At 56.4% G+C, this 16,281-nt stretch carries 15 protein-coding genes, 1 pseudogene and 1 other annotated feature; of the genes and pseudogenes, 11 read left to right on the top strand and 5 right to left on the bottom strand.

The features are described 5' to 3' along the window. Positions 1 to 334: 334 nt before the first annotated feature. Positions 335 to 1,381 carry a protease SohB gene (gene sohB / locus WFK59_RS06200; RefSeq protein WP_233988057.1) on the bottom strand — a complete coding sequence of 349 codons (1,047 nt, stop codon included), beginning with the start codon at positions 1,379 to 1,381 and terminating at the stop codon, positions 335 to 337. 174 nt (positions 1,382 to 1,555) lie between these two features. On the opposite strand from sohB, the gene WFK59_RS06205 reads away from it, so the two are divergent. Both WFK59_RS06205 and cobO read left to right on the top strand, forming a co-directional pair. After that, positions 1,556 to 2,317: a YciK family oxidoreductase gene (locus WFK59_RS06205; RefSeq protein ID WP_336755316.1), complete on the top strand. Its 762-nt coding sequence runs from the start codon at positions 1,556 to 1,558 to the stop codon at positions 2,315 to 2,317. Continuing rightward, positions 2,317 to 2,907, top strand: a complete 591-nt coding sequence (cobO, locus tag WFK59_RS06210) for a cob(I)yrinic acid a,c-diamide adenosyltransferase (RefSeq protein WP_336755317.1) — start codon at positions 2,317 to 2,319, stop codon at positions 2,905 to 2,907. The genes WFK59_RS06205 and cobO overlap by 1 nt, the downstream gene beginning before the upstream one ends. Before the next feature lie 59 nt (positions 2,908 to 2,966). On the opposite strand, the gene rluB is transcribed toward cobO, so the two are convergent. Next, positions 2,967 to 3,857 (bottom strand): 23S rRNA pseudouridine(2605) synthase RluB, encoded by an 891-nt coding sequence (rluB, locus tag WFK59_RS06215; protein ID WP_094120565.1) that lies wholly within the window; start codon positions 3,855 to 3,857, stop codon positions 2,967 to 2,969. 778 nt (positions 3,858 to 4,635) lie between these two features. Between rluB and WFK59_RS06220 the strand changes: the two genes are divergently transcribed. Continuing rightward, positions 4,636 to 5,283 (top strand): serine protease, encoded by a 648-nt coding sequence (locus WFK59_RS06220; protein ID WP_233988054.1) that lies wholly within the window; start codon positions 4,636 to 4,638, stop codon positions 5,281 to 5,283. Between the two features lie 10 nt (positions 5,284 to 5,293). On the opposite strand, the gene WFK59_RS06225 is transcribed toward WFK59_RS06220, so the two are convergent. Continuing rightward, complete coding sequence (locus WFK59_RS06225; protein WP_233988053.1) at positions 5,294 to 5,914, bottom strand: L-threonylcarbamoyladenylate synthase; 621 nt, start codon at positions 5,912 to 5,914, stop codon at positions 5,294 to 5,296. Positions 5,915 to 5,926: 12 nt separating this feature from the next. After that, positions 5,927 to 6,811, bottom strand: coding sequence for an RNase RNM (gene rnm, locus WFK59_RS06230; RefSeq protein ID WP_233988052.1), 885 nt, complete (start codon positions 6,809 to 6,811; stop codon positions 5,927 to 5,929). Positions 6,812 to 6,965: 154 nt separating this feature from the next. Then, positions 6,966 to 7,070, top strand: a sequence feature (Trp leader region). Between the two features lie 23 nt (positions 7,071 to 7,093). Here rnm and WFK59_RS06235 point away from each other — a divergent pair. The 6 genes and pseudogenes from WFK59_RS06235 to WFK59_RS06260 all read left to right on the top strand — a co-directional run bounded on the left by WFK59_RS06235 (position 7,094) and on the right by WFK59_RS06260 (position 14,118). Beyond that, entirely contained in the window at positions 7,094 to 8,656 is a 1,563-nt protein-coding gene (locus WFK59_RS06235) for an anthranilate synthase component 1 (protein WP_233988051.1), read from the top strand. Then, positions 8,656 to 10,250 (top strand): annotated as a pseudogene (gene trpD, locus WFK59_RS06240) (bifunctional anthranilate synthase glutamate amidotransferase component TrpG/anthranilate phosphoribosyltransferase TrpD). Before WFK59_RS06235 ends, trpD begins: the two are co-directional and overlap by 1 nt. A gap of 2 nt (positions 10,251 to 10,252) precedes the next feature. After that, positions 10,253 to 11,614 carry a bifunctional indole-3-glycerol-phosphate synthase TrpC/phosphoribosylanthranilate isomerase TrpF gene (gene trpCF, locus WFK59_RS06245; protein ID WP_233988050.1) on the top strand — a complete coding sequence of 454 codons (1,362 nt, stop codon included), beginning with the start codon at positions 10,253 to 10,255 and terminating at the stop codon, positions 11,612 to 11,614. Positions 11,615 to 11,660: 46 nt separating this feature from the next. Then, positions 11,661 to 12,851 (top strand): tryptophan synthase subunit beta, encoded by a 1,191-nt coding sequence (gene trpB, locus WFK59_RS06250; RefSeq protein ID WP_233988049.1) that lies wholly within the window; start codon positions 11,661 to 11,663, stop codon positions 12,849 to 12,851. After that, positions 12,851 to 13,654: a tryptophan synthase subunit alpha gene (trpA, locus tag WFK59_RS06255; protein WP_233988048.1), complete on the top strand. Its 804-nt coding sequence runs from the start codon at positions 12,851 to 12,853 to the stop codon at positions 13,652 to 13,654. The genes trpB and trpA overlap by 1 nt, the downstream gene beginning before the upstream one ends. A gap of 149 nt (positions 13,655 to 13,803) precedes the next feature. Beyond that, the gene (locus tag WFK59_RS06260) at positions 13,804 to 14,118 is read left to right on the top strand and encodes a BON domain-containing protein (protein WP_233988046.1); all 315 of its coding nucleotides are present in this window, start codon (positions 13,804 to 13,806) and stop codon (positions 14,116 to 14,118) included. A 50-nt stretch (positions 14,119 to 14,168) separates the two neighbouring features. Here the strand turns inward: WFK59_RS06260 and ompW are convergent, their stop codons facing one another. Further along, a complete protein-coding gene (gene ompW / locus WFK59_RS06265; protein ID WP_233988045.1) occupies positions 14,169 to 14,804 on the bottom strand; it encodes an outer membrane protein OmpW in 636 nt (211 codons plus the stop codon). A 250-nt stretch (positions 14,805 to 15,054) separates the two neighbouring features. Between ompW and WFK59_RS06270 the strand changes: the two genes are divergently transcribed. Together WFK59_RS06270 and WFK59_RS06275 are read left to right on the top strand one after the other, a co-directional pair. Continuing rightward, positions 15,055 to 15,471, top strand: a complete 417-nt coding sequence (locus WFK59_RS06270; protein WP_233988044.1) for a YkgJ family cysteine cluster protein — start codon at positions 15,055 to 15,057, stop codon at positions 15,469 to 15,471. 27 nt (positions 15,472 to 15,498) lie between these two features. Then, complete coding sequence (locus tag WFK59_RS06275; RefSeq protein WP_233988043.1) at positions 15,499 to 16,233, top strand: YciC family protein; 735 nt, start codon at positions 15,499 to 15,501, stop codon at positions 16,231 to 16,233. Positions 16,234 to 16,281 lie beyond the last annotated feature (48 nt).

The raw sequence follows: 16,281 nt of genomic DNA on the forward strand, positions 1-16,281 counted from the left end.
CTGTTAAAAAGGGCACGATAGTGAAGGCCTGAGCGCCTCTGCTGCTGAAAGGGCTATCCGCAGCGCTGAGGCGTGACGCCGGGCCAGAACGCCACGCCGGGAAGCGTGGAGAGTTCGGGGCCGGCCAGGGAGGGCCGATCCCCGAACGGTTCGTCGGCACGACGTCAAAGCCGAAGGTACCGCGCAGCGGCGCGAGGACGGCCCGGCAGCAGCAGAGGTGCTCAGGCCCGCACTCCGGCACGCTGGCGCAAAAAAAAGCTGCCACGTCTGACCGTGACAGCCTTTGCAAATTTAAACATAACTGACCAGTCTCAGACACAGGCCGGGCCGGGTGTCAGAGCAGTGGCTTCTCGCCGCGCTGCCAGAGTTTCAGCAGCAGCCGCTCGGCGACCGATCCGGCACTGTGTGTGACACGGTCAATCATCTTGCGACGACGGGCGTAATGCACGCCCAGCACATTAAAGCGATCCATCTGACGAATAATCAGATCGTCGCTGGTGCCAACTTCATCAATCAGGCCAAGATCCAGCGCCTGCCGACCATACCAGTGCTCGCCGGTCGCCACTTTATCGATATCCAGCGTCGGGCGCATCTGATGAACGAACTGCTTAAACAGCAGATGGGTTTCATTCAGATCTTCCTGAAACTTTTCCCGGCCCTCATCGGTGTTTTCGCCAAACAGGGTCAGGGTCCGCTTATACTGGCCAGCGGTATGCAGTTCCACATCAATGTCGTTGCGCTTCAACAGGCGATTGAAGTTAGGGATCTGCGCCACAACGCCGATCGAACCGATAATTGAAAATGGCGCCGCCACGATACGATCGGCCACGCAGGCCATCATGTAGCCGCCACTGGCCGCCACTTTATCCACCGCCGCGGTGATGTGCAGACCGTGATCGCGCAGACGCTGCAGCTGAGATGCGGCCAGGCCGTAACCATGTACCACGCCACCAGGGCTTTCCAGCCGCAGCAGCACTTCATCGCCCGGCTGGGTGACAGCCAGCACCGCTGAAACTTCTTCACGCAGCGAGGTGACTTCGCTGGCATCCATGCTGCCTTTGAAATCGAGCACGTAAAGCGTGGGTTTACTCACCTCACTTTCACCCTGCTTCGCCGCCCGCTTTTCCGCCTTCGCTTTTAGCTTTTCTGCCTTTTTATGGTTTTTCAGCCACACTTTTTGCGCCTGCGGTTTCATCTTCGCCAGCTGCAGGTCCTCTTTCATCTGGGTGTAGTCCTCACCCAGATGCGTCAGCCGCAGTTGACCGCTCTGACCCCGTTTGCGCAACGCGGCATTCATCACAATCAGCACAATTGCCGCGATCGCGATGACCAGCGTCACCACTTTTGCTAAAAACAGTCCATAACTCGAAAGAAGATCCATTGTGTCGCCTTAGTAAACAGAGAATTAGAGACAATGGGCTAGTTTAACGGTTTTGCCCCCATCAGTCGCCTGAAATGCCAGCAGCTGGCACAGAATGCGCCGGTTGGCGATTGCGCCAATTCGCAAATTCAGGCATAAAGCGGAATCATGCTGTTTTCGCTGGAGGATCCCGCTGTGCATTATCAACCGAAAAGCGACCTGCTCAACCATCGCATTATCCTGGTCACCGGCGCGTCTGACGGTATTGGGCGCGAAGCGGCGCTGACTTACGCCCGCTATGGCGCTGAAGTGATCCTGATGGGCCGCAACGCCGACAAGCTGCAACAGGTCGAACAGACGATTAATCAACTCAACAAACGCCCTGCTCATTCGCTGGTGTTTGACCTGGCGGATGCCACGCCTGAACGCTGTCAGCAACTGGCTCACCAGCTGACACAGCAGTTCTCCCATCTTGATGGCGTGCTGCACAATGCCGGCATTCTGGGCGAAATTGTGCCGCTGGCTGAACTGGACCCGCAGATCTGGCAGCAGGTGATGAAAATCAATCTGGATGCCACCTTCTTTCTGACCCAGGCGTTGTTGCCGCTGCTGCTGAAATCGGAATCGGGCTCGCTGGTGTTTACCACCTCCAGCGTCGGCCGCACCGGTCGCGCGGGCTGGGGCGCCTATGCGGTCTCCAAGTTTGCGACCGAAGGCATGATGCAGGTGCTGGCCGATGAGTATAAAAACCACGCGCTGCGGGTTAACTGCATCAATCCCGGCGGGACACGCACTAAGATGCGCGCCAGTGCGTTTCCACAGGAAGATGCTGACAAGCTGAAAACCCCTGCCGATCTGATGCCGCTCTACCTTTATGTCATGGGCGACGACAGCCGGCGCAAAACCGGTATCAGTTTTGATGCTCAGCCGGGCCGGAAGCCGGGAGCGGCGGAATAATGGCCGACGATCGCCATCAGCAACGTCAGCAGCGGCTCAAAGAGCAGGTCGATGCCCGCATCGCGTCGGCCAGTGAGGTGCGTGGCATCCTGATGGTCTTTACCGGCAACGGTAAAGGCAAAACCACGGCCGCCTTTGGTACTGCCCTGCGCGCCTGTGGTCATGATAAGCGCGTCGGCGCGATTCAGTTTATTAAAGGGGACTGGCCGAACGGCGAGCGCAACCTGCTGGAACAGCATGGCGTCGAGTTTCAGGTGATGGCGACCGGTTTTACCTGGGAAACGCAGAATCGGGAAACCGATACTATCGCCTGTCTGGCGGTCTGGCAGCACGCCAGACGGATGCTGGCGGACCCGTCGCTGGATTTGGTGATCCTGGATGAGATCACCTACATGATCAGCATGGATTACCTGCCGCTGGAGGAGCTGCTTACTGCCCTGCAACAGCGTCCCGCCAGCCAAAGCGTTATCATCACCGGACGCGGCTGTCATCGCAGCATCCTGGAGATAGCAGACACCGTAACTGAAATGCGGCCGGTGAAGCACGCCTTTGATGCCGGCATTCAGGCGCAACAGGGCATTGACTGGTAGCAGAAAAAGAAAACGCAGCCCAGGGCTGCGTTTTTAGCAATCAGGCAACGGAATCGGAATTAACCGGAGTTACGTTTGCTGCCCGGATTGCGACGTGGCGCACGTGGCGTGCTGCTCACTTTGCTGTGGCGCTTCACCGCACGACGGATCTGGTTAGCTTTGGTGCGGCGACGATCTTTTTCTACCACCAGCTTGGTCACCGTTTCGTCATCCATGCCAACCAGGTTGCGCAGGTAGTTGACGGCCGGCAGGTCCAGCTCGGTCCAGCCGCCGCGAGGCAGGCCTTTTGGCAGGGTAATATCACCGTAGCGCACGCGCATCAGACGACTCACCTGCACACCCACCGCTTCCCATAAACGACGCACCTCACGGTTACGTCCTTCTGTCAGGGTGACGTTGTACCACTGGTTGATGCCTTCACCGCCGCCAAAACGCAGGGTTTTAAACGCCGCCGGGCCATCTTCCAGCTGAACGCCTTTACTCAGCTGACGAATTTTGTCGTCGTCGACCTGACCAAACACGCGCACCGCGTATTCACGTTCAACTTCACGGCTTGGGTGCATCAGGCGGTTCGCCAGTTCACCGTCGGTGGTGAACAGCATTAAACCGCAGGTATTCACATCCAGACGGCCGACAGCAATCCAGCGCGAACCGCGCAGGCGTGGCAGACGGTCAAATACGGTTGGACGGCCTTCCGGATCGCTACGCGTACAAAGCTCGCCTTCCGGCTTGTAATACGCCAGCACCCGGCAGACTTCCGCCGCCGACTCGGCGATGGAGACCAGATGGCCATCAATACGGATTTTCAGGGATTTGCTGCTTTCGACACGGTCACCGAGGGTGGCAATTTTACCATCGACGCTGACGCGACCGGCAGCAATCATCGATTCGATTTCACGACGCGAACCATGACCGGCACGCGCTAACACTTTCTGTAACTTCTCGCTCATTGAGCTTCCTCTTTGTCGCCTTCCCAGGCGTCACGGTAGGGTGGGAAATCTTTTTAAATCAATAGGTTAACTTAAAAAGTTTGGCCCATTATACAGACATTCACCCCTGATGTAACGCGCTTTGTGGTTAACGGAGTCAAATAAAGGATAGCCGGTTCCGGTTAACTTTCCGCCCGCTGCGCCAGCCGCGGCGGACACTCCATCGCGGGCGATATAATAAGTAAAGGTGGTGAATAAAACCGGGTTTTCAAAAACTTTATAGTTGGCGAAATTTAAATTTTCTGAACTATGTTACAAAACCAAGCAATCTGTCAGCAGGAAAAACATTCACGGTATCTTACACTTCCATCACTTTACAGGCACACCGTTTCATCTATGTTCATTCTGCAATTCAGCACAAAACACCACAGAATTGAGTTTAACTGTCATATACCCTGTGTTAAATGAAAATTAGTAGCTTAACCCCAAGGCAGATTTGTTTATTACCTTATTTTTCAGGGCATTTTAATTAGATAAGTTTTAATTAATTGTACAGAAAAATTATAGGTGTACACTTTGTGACTGAAGCAGTTAAAAAACGCAGAGCTGGCAGTAAAATAAGTTCGCGATAAAAATTAAATTTTAATGATTCATTAACAAAAATAGCCTTTTTAGATTAATCCAATAAACCGGCGCATCCGGAGTTGTTGCGTTAATACGGTTCAGTGATGAACCTTGATTGCATGTCAGAAGTCTTCACCAGGGATTTTCACGACATGCCTGAAAAAAGAATACCATCATGAGAAACCTCTTTCTGTGCCCAGCGTTTGCCGCGCTGGCGTTGACCGGGTGTTCCGTGGGCCATACTGAGTACAGTCGTACGGCGATGCAGCACGTAGATATGAGCGTGACCGGCATTCCGACGATTCTCGGTCTGGGTACCCTTGGCACCAGCATTCCGCTTACACCAGAATATAGCCTGACCGCCGCCCACGTCGCGAAAACCGCCGTGCAGCGCGTTAAGTCTTACCATCCTTATTGCGACCTGGCGATTATTTATCATAAGAATGATCCCGGCACCTTAACCCGCTTCCGCAGTAGCGATATTGGCGATCCGATAAAAATGTACGGATACAGTTTTATTTCCGCACTGCCGGTTGAATCTAAAGGGGTTAATTTAGCCCGCACCACTATTCGCAATGGCTGGAATAAAAGTCCCTGTATGGCAATGGCCTCTAATGCTGGCGTCGTGCAGGGAATGTCAGGCGGCGGTGTTTATAACAGTGATGAGACACTGGGCGGCGTGATTGTCGGTTATTCTGATGCCATTAAGAATGGCCGTAACGGGAAAGTGATCCTCAAAGACGTTTCACTTTATATTCCGTACGGCCAGTTTAAAGCCTGGCTGCAGAGCAATCTGGCCCAGACACCGACTCGCGGTGCCTGAGTCCGCTGCCTTACAGGAATGGACGGGTATCGCCTACGCCTTCACGCACAATTGCCGGCGCATCGGTGGTTAAATCGACCACCGTGGTCGGCTGTTGCCCCAGCGTGCCGCCGTCGATAATCAGATCGACCAGCTTGCCGATGCTGTGCTGAATCTCTTCCGGGTCAGACTCGGTAAAGTCATTGCCCGGCAGAATCAGCGAGGTGGACATCATTGGCTGATTCAGCGCCTCCAGCAGCGCCAGCGCCACCGGATTTGACGGCACGCGCAGCCCGATGGTTTTCCGCTTGTCATTCATCAAACGACGCGGCACCTCTTTGGTCGCCTTGAGAATAAAGGTGTAGTTACCGGGCGTGTTGTTTTTCAGCAACCGAAAGGCGGAGTTACCGACCTGAGAGTAAACGGAAAGCTCGGAGAGATCCCGGCACATCAGGGTAAAGTTGTGATTCCCGTCTAACTGCCGGATACGGCAGATGCGCTCCATCGCGCCCTTCTCTTCCAGTCGACAGCCCAGCGCATAACCGGAATCGGTCGGATAGACGATGACGCTGCCTTTATTAAGGTAGTCCACCGCCTGATTAATCAGACGTGGCTGTGGGTTATCGGGATGGATGTGAAACAATTGACTCATAGAAACCTCGTGTCACCTTTCCGTGGAGAGCTGAGCGGGTGCCAGTGCCGGGAAGCGTTCCCAGACCGGCTCAACCGCCGCGGGCAGCCATAACTTGCGGCCCAGTTCAATCCACGGGCAGGGTTGATGAAAATCAGAACCTTGTGATGCGGCCAGCGCATTGTCTCTGGCGTATTGCGCCAGTTGGGTACGCTCATTCGGTGCCTGCTGGCACTGGGCGACTTCCATCGCATCGCCACCGGCTTCACGGAAATGGGCCACCAGTCGCTTTAACCATTTCGCCGATAAGCCATAGCGTCCGGGATGCGCCAGTACCGCGCAACCGCCAGAATGATGAATCGCATCAATAGCTTGTTTAATTGTACACCATTGTGGCGGGACGTAGCCGGTTTTGCCGCGCGCCAGATAATTTTTGAATACCTGCGCCATGTTATCCGCTTTGCCCTGCTCCACCAGAAAGCGGGCGAAGTGACCACGGGTGATGACGCCGCCATCGGCCAGCCGCATTGCACCCGCCAGCGCGCCCGGAATGCGCGCTTTTTCCAGCCGCTCGGCAATCTGTTCCGCGCGCGCCTGTCGGCAGGCGTGCTGTCCGGCGAGAAAGCTGACCAGCGCCGGATGACGGATATCAATATTTAATCCCACGATATGAATTTCATGATTCTCCCACAGGGTGGAGACTTCAACGCCCGCCAGCACCTTTATCGGCAAGGCCTGATCGATAGCCGTTTGCTGCGCTTCTTCCACGCCGGCGACGCTGTCGTGATCGGTGATCGCCAGTACGCCTACGCGCATCTCAACCGCGCGCTGTACCAGCGCCGCAGGCGTCAGTAAGCCATCGGAAGCCCGCGTGTGGCTGTGTAAATCATAGACCGGGAAACGGGCGATATCGCTCAAGAGAACTCCTGCTGGAAACTAAACCGGCCAGCATGATAACGATTTTAGCCGTCAGTGAAAAAGTGTATTGACATTTCCGCCCTGAACCCGTTAACTAGTACACAAGTTCACACGTAACGGGTATTCAATCATGGCTGTTGTAATCACGCATTTTAACGGTTGGTGGCGCGATGTTCCCGAACACGGGCGACGTGGTCGTGCACACTTTGCGTAAACGCTGTGCAGATACCTGAGCCCGCCACCGAGCGGGCTTTTTTTTGAGCGAAATTCAGAGAAATCATCATGCCAATTGCGAAACCTACAGTGAAGTTGATTACCGGCAACGCGCCTTATCGCGAAGATCCGGCCGCAGTGTTTCATCAGTTATGCGGCGCACGTCCGGCAACCCTGCTGCTTGAATCTGCTGATATCGACAGCAAAAAGAATCTCAAAAGCCTGCTGATTGTCGACAGCGCACTGCGTATCAGCGCGCTGGACAACAAGGTGACCTTACAGGCGCTGTCGGAAAATGGTCGCGCGCTGCTGCCGCTGCTTGACGCCGCGCTGCCGGACTCGGTGGAGAATCAGGTCCGTCCCGATGGCCGCGAACTCACTTTCCCGCCGACCGCCGGGCAGCAGGATGAAGATGCGCGTCTGCAGGCGCTGTCGGTGTTTGATGCCTTGCGTCTGATCCCCCAGCTGGTTAATTCCCCCGCCGACGAGCGGGAAGCCGTGCTGTTAGGTGGCCTGTTTGCCTATGATCTGGTCGCCGGATTTGAAACCCTGCCCGCGCTGGATAATCAGCAGCGCTGCCCGGATTACTGCTTTTATCTGGCGGAAACGCTGCTGGTGATCGATCACCAGACCCGCAGCGCGCGACTGCAGGCCAGCCTGTTCTGCCCGTCCACCAGTGAATTTCAGCGCCTGCAACGCCGCATTGAGCAGCTGCATGGCCAGATGCTGCAGCCCGCGCCTGCCCTGCCGGTTCAGACGGTGGATCAGATGAGCCTGACCACCAGCCAGAGCGACGAGGAGTATTGTGAGGTAGTGCGCACCATGCAGGAGGCGATTCGCATCGGCGAAATCTTCCAGGTGGTGCCATCGCGCCGCTTCTCACTGCCCTGTCCTTCACCGCTGGCGGCTTACGACACGCTGAAAAACAGCAACCCCAGCCCCTATATGTTTTTCATGCAGGATCAGGACTTCGCCCTGTTTGGCGCGTCCCCGGAAAGTTCGCTGAAGTATGACGCCAGCTCGCGACAGATTGAGATCTACCCGATTGCCGGTACCCGTCCACGCGGACGTAAACCAGACGGTTCGCTGGATCGCGATCTCGACAGCCGCATTGAGCTGGAGATGCGCACCGATCATAAAGAGCTGGCGGAGCACCTGATGCTGGTCGACCTGGCGCGTAACGATCTGGCGCGTATCTGTGTGCCGGGCAGTCGCTATGTGGCAGACCTGACTAAAGTTGACCGCTATTCCTTTGTCATGCACCTGGTGTCGCGCGTGGTTGGCACCCTGCGCGAGGATCTGGATGTGCTGCACGCCTATCGCGCCTGTATGAACATGGGCACGCTGAGCGGTGCGCCGAAAGTCCGCGCCATGCAGCTGATCGCCGCGGCCGAAGGCACCCGCCGCGGCAGTTACGGCGGTGCGGTCGGTTATTTTACCGCCAATGGCGATCTCGATACCTGTATCGTCATTCGCTCGGCTTATGTAGAAGACGGCGTCGCGACCGTGCAGGCGGGCGCCGGTGTGGTACTGGACTCGAATCCGCAGGCGGAAGCCGATGAGAGCCGCAATAAAGCCCGCGCCGTGCTGCGCGCCATTGCCACTGCCCATCACTGCAAGGAGATCTTCTGATGGCCGATATTCTGCTGCTCGATAACATCGACTCATTTACCTATAACCTGGTCGATCAACTGCGGACCTTTGGTCATAACGTGGTGATCTACCGCAACAACCTGCCGGCCGCGCTGTTAATCGAACACCTGCAACGGATGGAAAATCCGGTGCTGATGCTGTCACCAGGCCCTGGCGCGCCAAAAGAGGCTGGCTGTATGCCGGAACTGCTGCGGGCGCTGCGCGGACGTCTGCCGATTATCGGTATCTGCCTCGGCCATCAGGCGATTGTTGAAGAATATGGCGGTCACGTTGGTCAGGCTGGCGAGATCCTGCACGGGAAAGCGTCCGCGGTGGTTCACGATGGCGAGGCGATGTTTGCCGGACTGAGCAATCCGCTGCCGGTGGCGCGCTATCACTCACTGGTCGGCAGCAACACGCCGGATGAGCTCACCGTCAATGCCAGCTACAACGGCATGGTGATGGCGGTGCGTCACGAAACCGACCGGGTATGCGGGTTCCAGTTCCATCCTGAATCCATCCTGACCACTCAGGGCGCGCGACTGCTTGAGCAGACGCTGGCCTGGGCGCTGGCGAAGTAACAGGGAGAATGACTATGCAACAGACACTGGAAAAACTTTACCAGGCGCAGACGCTGGATCAGGCTGAGAGTCATCAGCTGTTCAGCGCAATCATTACCGGTCAGCTGGAGCCAACCCAACTGGCGGCGGCGCTGATTGCGATGAAAGTCCGGGGCGAAACGCCGGAAGAGATTGCCGGTGCGGCGACCGCGCTGCTGGAAGATGCGAAACCCTTCCCGCGCCCCGACTACACCTTTGCCGATATCGTCGGGACCGGCGGCGACGGCAGTAACAGCATCAATATTTCTACCGCCAGCGCATTCGTGGCGGCGACCTGCGGCCTGAAAGTGGCGAAGCACGGTAACCGCAGCGTTTCCAGCAAGTCCGGCTCTTCCGATCTGCTGGCTGCGTTTGGCATCAATCTGGATATGCCGGCTGAACAGGCAAGACAGGCGCTGGACGATCTTAACGTCTGTTTCCTGTTTGCGCCGCAGTACCACACCGGATTTCGCCACGCTATGCCGGTGCGTCAGCAGCTGAAAACCCGGACGCTGTTTAACGTGTTGGGCCCGCTGATTAATCCGGCGCGCCCGCCGCTGGCAGTAATTGGCGTGTACAGCCCCGAGCTGGTGATGCCGATTGCGCAGACCCTGAAAGTGCTGGGTTATCAGCGTGCCGCCGTGGTGCATGGCGGTGGAATGGATGAAGTGGCGCTGCATGATGTTACCCACGTCGCTGAGCTGCGTGACGGGGAGATCACCCGCTATCAGCTGTCGCCAGAAGACTTCGGTTTTGGCTTCCATCCCAGGGAGGCGCTGGCTGGCGGCACGCCGGAAGAAAATCGTGACATTCTCACGGCTTTACTCCAGGGTAATGGCCAGCAGGCCCATGAGGAAGCGGTCGCCGTGAATGTGGCGATGCTGCTTAAAGTTTTCGGTCATGAAGATCTGCGTGAAAATGCACAGCGTGCGCTCAACGCTATCCGCAGTGGACAGGCTTACGAGCGCGTGGTCGCTCTGGCAGCAAGAGGATAACCATGCAAGGTACCGTGTTAGAAAAAATTGTGCAGGACAAAGCGATTTGGGTCGCAGCGCGTCAGCAGCAGCAGCCTCTTTCTACCTTTCAGAACAGCATTGAACCTGCCAGCCGTCATTTTTATGATGCACTACAGGGCGCGCGCACCGCGTTTATTCTGGAGTGTAAAAAAGCGTCGCCCTCAAAAGGCATTATTCGTGAGGATTTCGACCCGGCCGCCATTGCCGGAGTCTATCGCCACTATGCATCCGCGGTGTCGGTGCTGACCGATGAGAAATACTTTCAGGGCGACTTCGCGTTTCTGCCGATCGTCAGCGCCGCTATCACCCAGCCGGTGCTGTGCAAAGACTTTATCATCGACCCGTATCAGATCTATCTGGCGCGTTACTATCAGGCAGATGCGATTCTGCTGATGTTATCGGTGCTGGATGATGAACAGTATCGTCAGCTGGCAGCCGTCGCCCACAGCCTGAAGATGGGTATCCTGACCGAGGTCAGTAATGAAGAGGAGCTGGAGCGCGCCATAGCGTTACAGGCCAGAGTGGTCGGGATCAACAACCGCGATCTGCGCGATCTGTCGATCGATCTGAACCGTACCCGTCAGCTGGCTCCGCGCCTGTCGCACGGCGTGACGGTGATCAGCGAATCCGGCATTAACAGCTACGCCGACATTCGCGAGCTCAGCCACTTTGCTAACGGCTTCCTGATTGGCTCGGCCCTGATGGAAGAGCCCGATCTGACCGCTGCGGTGCGCCGGGTTACGCTCGGCGCCAACAAAGTATGCGGTCTGACCCGAGCGGAAGATGCTCGCGCCGCGTATGAAGCTGGTGCCATCTATGGCGGACTGATTTTCGCCGCCGGCTCACCGCGTCAGATTGATACCGGGACCGCCCGGACGGTGATGGCTGGCGCACCACTGCGCTACGTCGGCGTGTTCCGTAACAGCTCCGTTAGTGACGTTGTCACTGAAGCGACCGCCCTGTCGCTGTCAGCCGTCCAGCTGCACGGTCAGGAAACGCCCGATTTCGTCACCGAACTGCGCGCGGCGCTGCCCGCCGGGATCGAAATCTGGAAAGCGCTGCGCATTGAAGGCGTCTTACCCGAGCGCAACTGGCCGCACGTCGATCGCTACGTGTTTGATAACGGCGACGGCGGGACCGGTGAGCGCTTTGACTGGTCACTGTTGCAGGGCCAGACGCTGAATGATGTGCTGCTGGCCGGTGGCCTGAGCGCGGATAACTGTGTTGAAGCCGCGCAGCTGGGCTGTGCCGGTCTCGACTTCAACTCCGGGGTGGAAAGTGCGCCCGGCATTAAAGATGCCCGTAAAATCGCGGCGGTGTTTCAGACACTGCGCGCCTACTGATTTGCCTGGCCTGCTCAACGGCGGGCCTGAAAAAGGAAGATGAAAAATGACGTTACTGAATCCCTACTTTGGCGAATTTGGCGGGATGTATGTTCCGCAGATCCTGATGCCAGCGTTGCGCCAGCTGGAAGAAGCGTTTGTCGATGCCCAAAAAGATCCTGAGTTTCAGGCGGAATTTACCGACCTGCTGAAGAACTATGCCGGTCGTCCTACCGCCCTGACGCTGTGCAGGAACCTGACGAAAGGTACCAAAACCCGGCTCTACCTGAAGCGCGAAGATCTGCTGCACGGCGGCGCGCACAAAACCAATCAGGTACTGGGTCAGGCGCTGTTAGCCAAACGCATGGGTAAGAACGAGATTATCGCCGAAACCGGTGCCGGACAGCACGGTGTTGCCTCAGCGCTGGCCTGCGCCCTGCTCGGCATGAAATGCCGCATCTACATGGGTGCCAAAGACGTTGAGCGTCAGTCTCCTAACGTATTCCGTATGCGTCTGATGGGCGCGGAAGTGATCCCGGTACACAGTGGTTCAGCGACCCTGAAGGATGCCTGTAACGAAGCGCTGCGCGACTGGTCTGGCAGCTACGAAACCGCCCACTATATGCTTGGCACCGCCGCCGGTCCCCATCCGTTCCCGACCATTGTGCGGGAGTTTCAGCGGATGATCGGCGAAGAGACGAAAAAGCAGATCCTGGAAAAAGAGGGTCGTCTGCCCGACGCCATCATCGCCTGCGTCGGTGGCGGTTCGAATGCCATCGGCATGTTCGCTGACTTTATCGATGAAACCAGCGTGAAACTGATCGGCGTTGAACCGGCGGGTCACGGCATTGAAACCGGCGAGCATGGCGCACCGCTGAAGCATGGCCGCGTCGGCATCTATTTCGGTATGAAAGCCCCGATGATGCAGACCGAAGATGGCCAGATCGAAGAATCTTACTCGATCTCTGCCGGGCTGGATTTCCCGTCAGTGGGACCGCAACATGCGCACCTGAACAGCATTGGTCGCGCCGAATATGTCTCGGTTACCGATGATGAGGCGCTGGCCGCCTTTAAACAGCTGTGTCGTGCTGAAGGGATCATTCCGGCGCTGGAGTCGTCACATGCGCTGGCCCACGCCCTGAAGATGATTCAGGCCGAGCCGGACAAAGAGCAGCTGGTGGTGGTTAACCTCTCCGGCCGCGGCGATAAAGATATTTTCACCGTTCACGACATTCTGACCGCGCAGGGAGAAATCTGATGGAACGTTACGATCAACTGTTTAAACGTCTTTCAGCCCGTAACGAAGGGGCCTTTGTGCCTTTCGTCACGCTCGGCGATCCGTCACCGGCGCTTTCACTGCAGGTCATTGACGCGCTGGTGGAAGGCGGTGCAGATGCGCTGGAGTTAGGCATTCCTTTCTCCGATCCGCTGGCTGACGGCCCGACGATTCAGAATGCGACCTTGCGCGCCTTCGCGGCGGGCACCAATACTCAGCAGTGTTTTGAAATGCTGGCGACCATTCGCCGTAAATATCCGGACCTGCCGATCGGTTTACTGATGTACGCCAATCTGGTGTTCACCAACGGCGTGGATGCGTTTTATGCCCGCTGCGCAGAAGCCGGTGTGGATTCGGTGCTGGTGGCTGACGTCCCGGTGGAAGAGTCCGCTCCGTTCCGTCAGGCAGCGCTGCGTCATGGTGTGGCACCGATCTTCATCTGCCCGCCGAACGCCAGCGATACGCTGCTGCGGGAAATCGCTTCACACGGGCGCGGCTATACCTACCTGCTCTCTCGGGCTGGCGTTACCGGCGCGGACAACCGCGCCAGCCTGCCGCTGCAGCACCTGATCGAAAAGCTGCGTGAATACAACGCGGCCCCGCCGCTGCAGGGATTCGGTATCTCTGAACCGTCGCAGGTGAAAGAAGCCATCGCCGCCGGTGCCGCAGGTGCCATCTCCGGCTCGGCCATCGTCCGGATCATTGAAAAAAATCATGCGGAACCTGAGGTGATGCTGCGCGAACTGAAAAACTTCGTCAGCAGCCTGAAAGCCGCCAGCCGTTAATCTCGCCATCATGCCTTATCACACGATAAGGCATGATTTCTTTCCTTTTTTTACATCCCGCCATTTGCCCTTTTTGCAAAATCTGCACCACAATGTCAGAGCGCCGTTACGGTAACGTCGCATCCAATTTGTGACAGGGAGAGAAAGCAATGAAATTATTTAAAGTTGTGGCGGGTGCGTTGATGGCAGGTGTGGTTGCGCTGGCACTGAGCGCCTGTGCGCCAACCGCGACCAAAGAGGGTACCGGTGGCTATATTGATGACACCGTGGTCACCACCAAAGTGAAAGGTGAACTGCTGAAAGATGACTCGCTGAAATCGACTGAAATCAACGTAGAAACTTTTAAAGGTAAAGTTCAGCTGAGCGGTTTTGTCTCATCGCCACAGATGGCTAATCGTGCCGTACAGGTTACGCGCAGCGTGCCGGGCGTGAAGTCCGTAGTTAACAACATGCAGATTAAGTAATACCGGCTGTCATGATCAAAAAGGCCGCTGACTCAGCGGCCTTTTTCTCATCAGAAGCGGTAGCCTGCCCCGAAGAAGAAGACCCAGGGATCGATACGCATATTAATATTCTGCTGTTCGCCTGCCGCCTTAAATTTCACCTCAGTATCAATATCCATGTACCACACCGACGCATTCAGCATCCAGTCGCGGTTAATCTGATAATCGAGACCGACCTGGCCCGCGACACCCCATGAATCTTTGACGCTCAGATCGGTGAGTCCCGCATCACGGCCGGTCTGATTAAAGTCCGCATCATAAAAGGTGGTGTAGTTGATACCGACGCCAACATAGGGGCGCGCTTTGCTTTTGCTGTCGAAGAAATAGTATTGCGCCATCAGCGTCGGCGGTAACTGGCGTACCGTGGCCAGGGTGCCGGTCGGACCCAGTCCAACTTTATGACGGAACGGCGTGGCAGCCAGCAGTTCAACCCCGATATTGTCGGTTGCCATATAGGTAAAGGTCAGGCCCAGCTGGGTATCGTTGCTGGCGCTGAACTCCCCCATGCCAAGGACATTATCAGAGCCTTCGGTCGGACGTACCGTTGCACTGCCGGCACGCATAAAGAAGTCGCCCGCTTCATGGGCCATTGCCAGTTGTGGTAAAGCCAGAGCCAGCAGCATCGCGCATTTTGCCAGTTTCATCATCACTCCTTTGCTAAAGGTAAATGTATCCAACGTCATCATTTTTTTGTTGGCAAAGATTTAACGTGATTTACAGAAAATTGCACTCTGTTCGGTTGATATAAATTACTTAAAAAACAATGGATTGATTTAGATCAATTTTGGCCGTGGCTGACATCGGGAAATTCCCCTTGCTGAAAAATTTTGTCCGGCTTATTTTGCTGTTTCTGATTGTTGATTTTGGTTCGATGCCTCAGGAGTGGCGGGTGATCAAATGAGCGAAACCTCTAATCCTTGTGTCAGCTGTGGCGCCTGCTGCGCCCATTTCCGTGTCTCTTTTTACTGGGCTGAAGCCGACGATGCTGGCGGCCTGGTGCCAACCGAATTAACCGAACCGCTGAGCCTGCTGATGCGTAATATGCGCGGCACCAACGATCGTGCGCCGCGCTGCGTCGCCCTGCAGGGCGAGATTGGCGGCTGCGTCTCCTGCGGCATTTATGAGCAACGGCCAACGCCCTGTCGGGAGTTTGCGATGTCGGGCGAAGAGGGTGTTGCCAATGACGCCTGCGATCGCGCCCGCGCCCGTTACGGTCTTCCCGCCCTTTTTCACCCATCTTTACCTGTTATGACAGAAAGTTATCTCTCGCCGGGTGCCCGCGAGCTGCCAGAACATGTACAATCGCCGGGTTAATTAACCCGGTTCCTCCAAGGAGTGTACATGTCTATCACGGCAAGCTCGTTATACCGTGACACAGGAAATTTTACCCGCCATCAGCTGGTCACCTTACTGTTGATGTCGCTGTTGACCGCTTTCATCACCGTTATGCTGGTCCATGTGCTGACGCCTGGCGCCGATCAGATGGCGATTCTGCAGCAGGGTGATGACAGTGCCAGTTCGTTGTTTGAGATGGTGCAGAATATGTCACCTGAACAGCAGCAGGTGCTGCTGCGCGCCTCCGCGGCGGGGACGTTCGCGGCGCTGGTGGGTAATACGCTGTTACTCGGCGGGATGTTGTCTCTGATCCCGATGGTCTCTTCCGGTCAGCGGGTCAGTGCGCTGCGTGCCATTGGCGCCTCTGCGCCTTTACTGCCAAAGCTGTTACTGCTGACCTTCCTGATCACGCTGGTGGCGCAGCTGGGCTTTATGGTTCTGGTGGTGCCGGGTATTCTGCTGACGATTCTGTTGTCGCTGGCGCCGGTGATGCTGGCGAGCGAGAAGATCGGCGTGTTCGCCGCCATGCGTGCCAGTATGCGAATGGCCTGGAAGAATGCGAAGCTGATCGCGCCCGCCATTCTTCTCTGGCTGCTGGCAAAAGTGGTGGTGATGCTGTTTTTCTCATCGCTGACCGTGCTGCCGATGAACGTTTCCTCAGTGATCTTTACCGCTGCAGGTAACCTGGTTTCGGCCATGTTAATCATCTATCTCTACCGGCTTTATATGCTGTTACGTTGATGAGCGGTGCGCCTGCGGGCGCATTGGTCCCCAATTCAGCCCTGACTG

It is taken from the genome of Pantoea sp. USHLN298, from assembly GCF_037149395.1.
GTDB lineage: Bacteria > Pseudomonadota > Gammaproteobacteria > Enterobacterales > Enterobacteriaceae > Pantoea > Pantoea astica.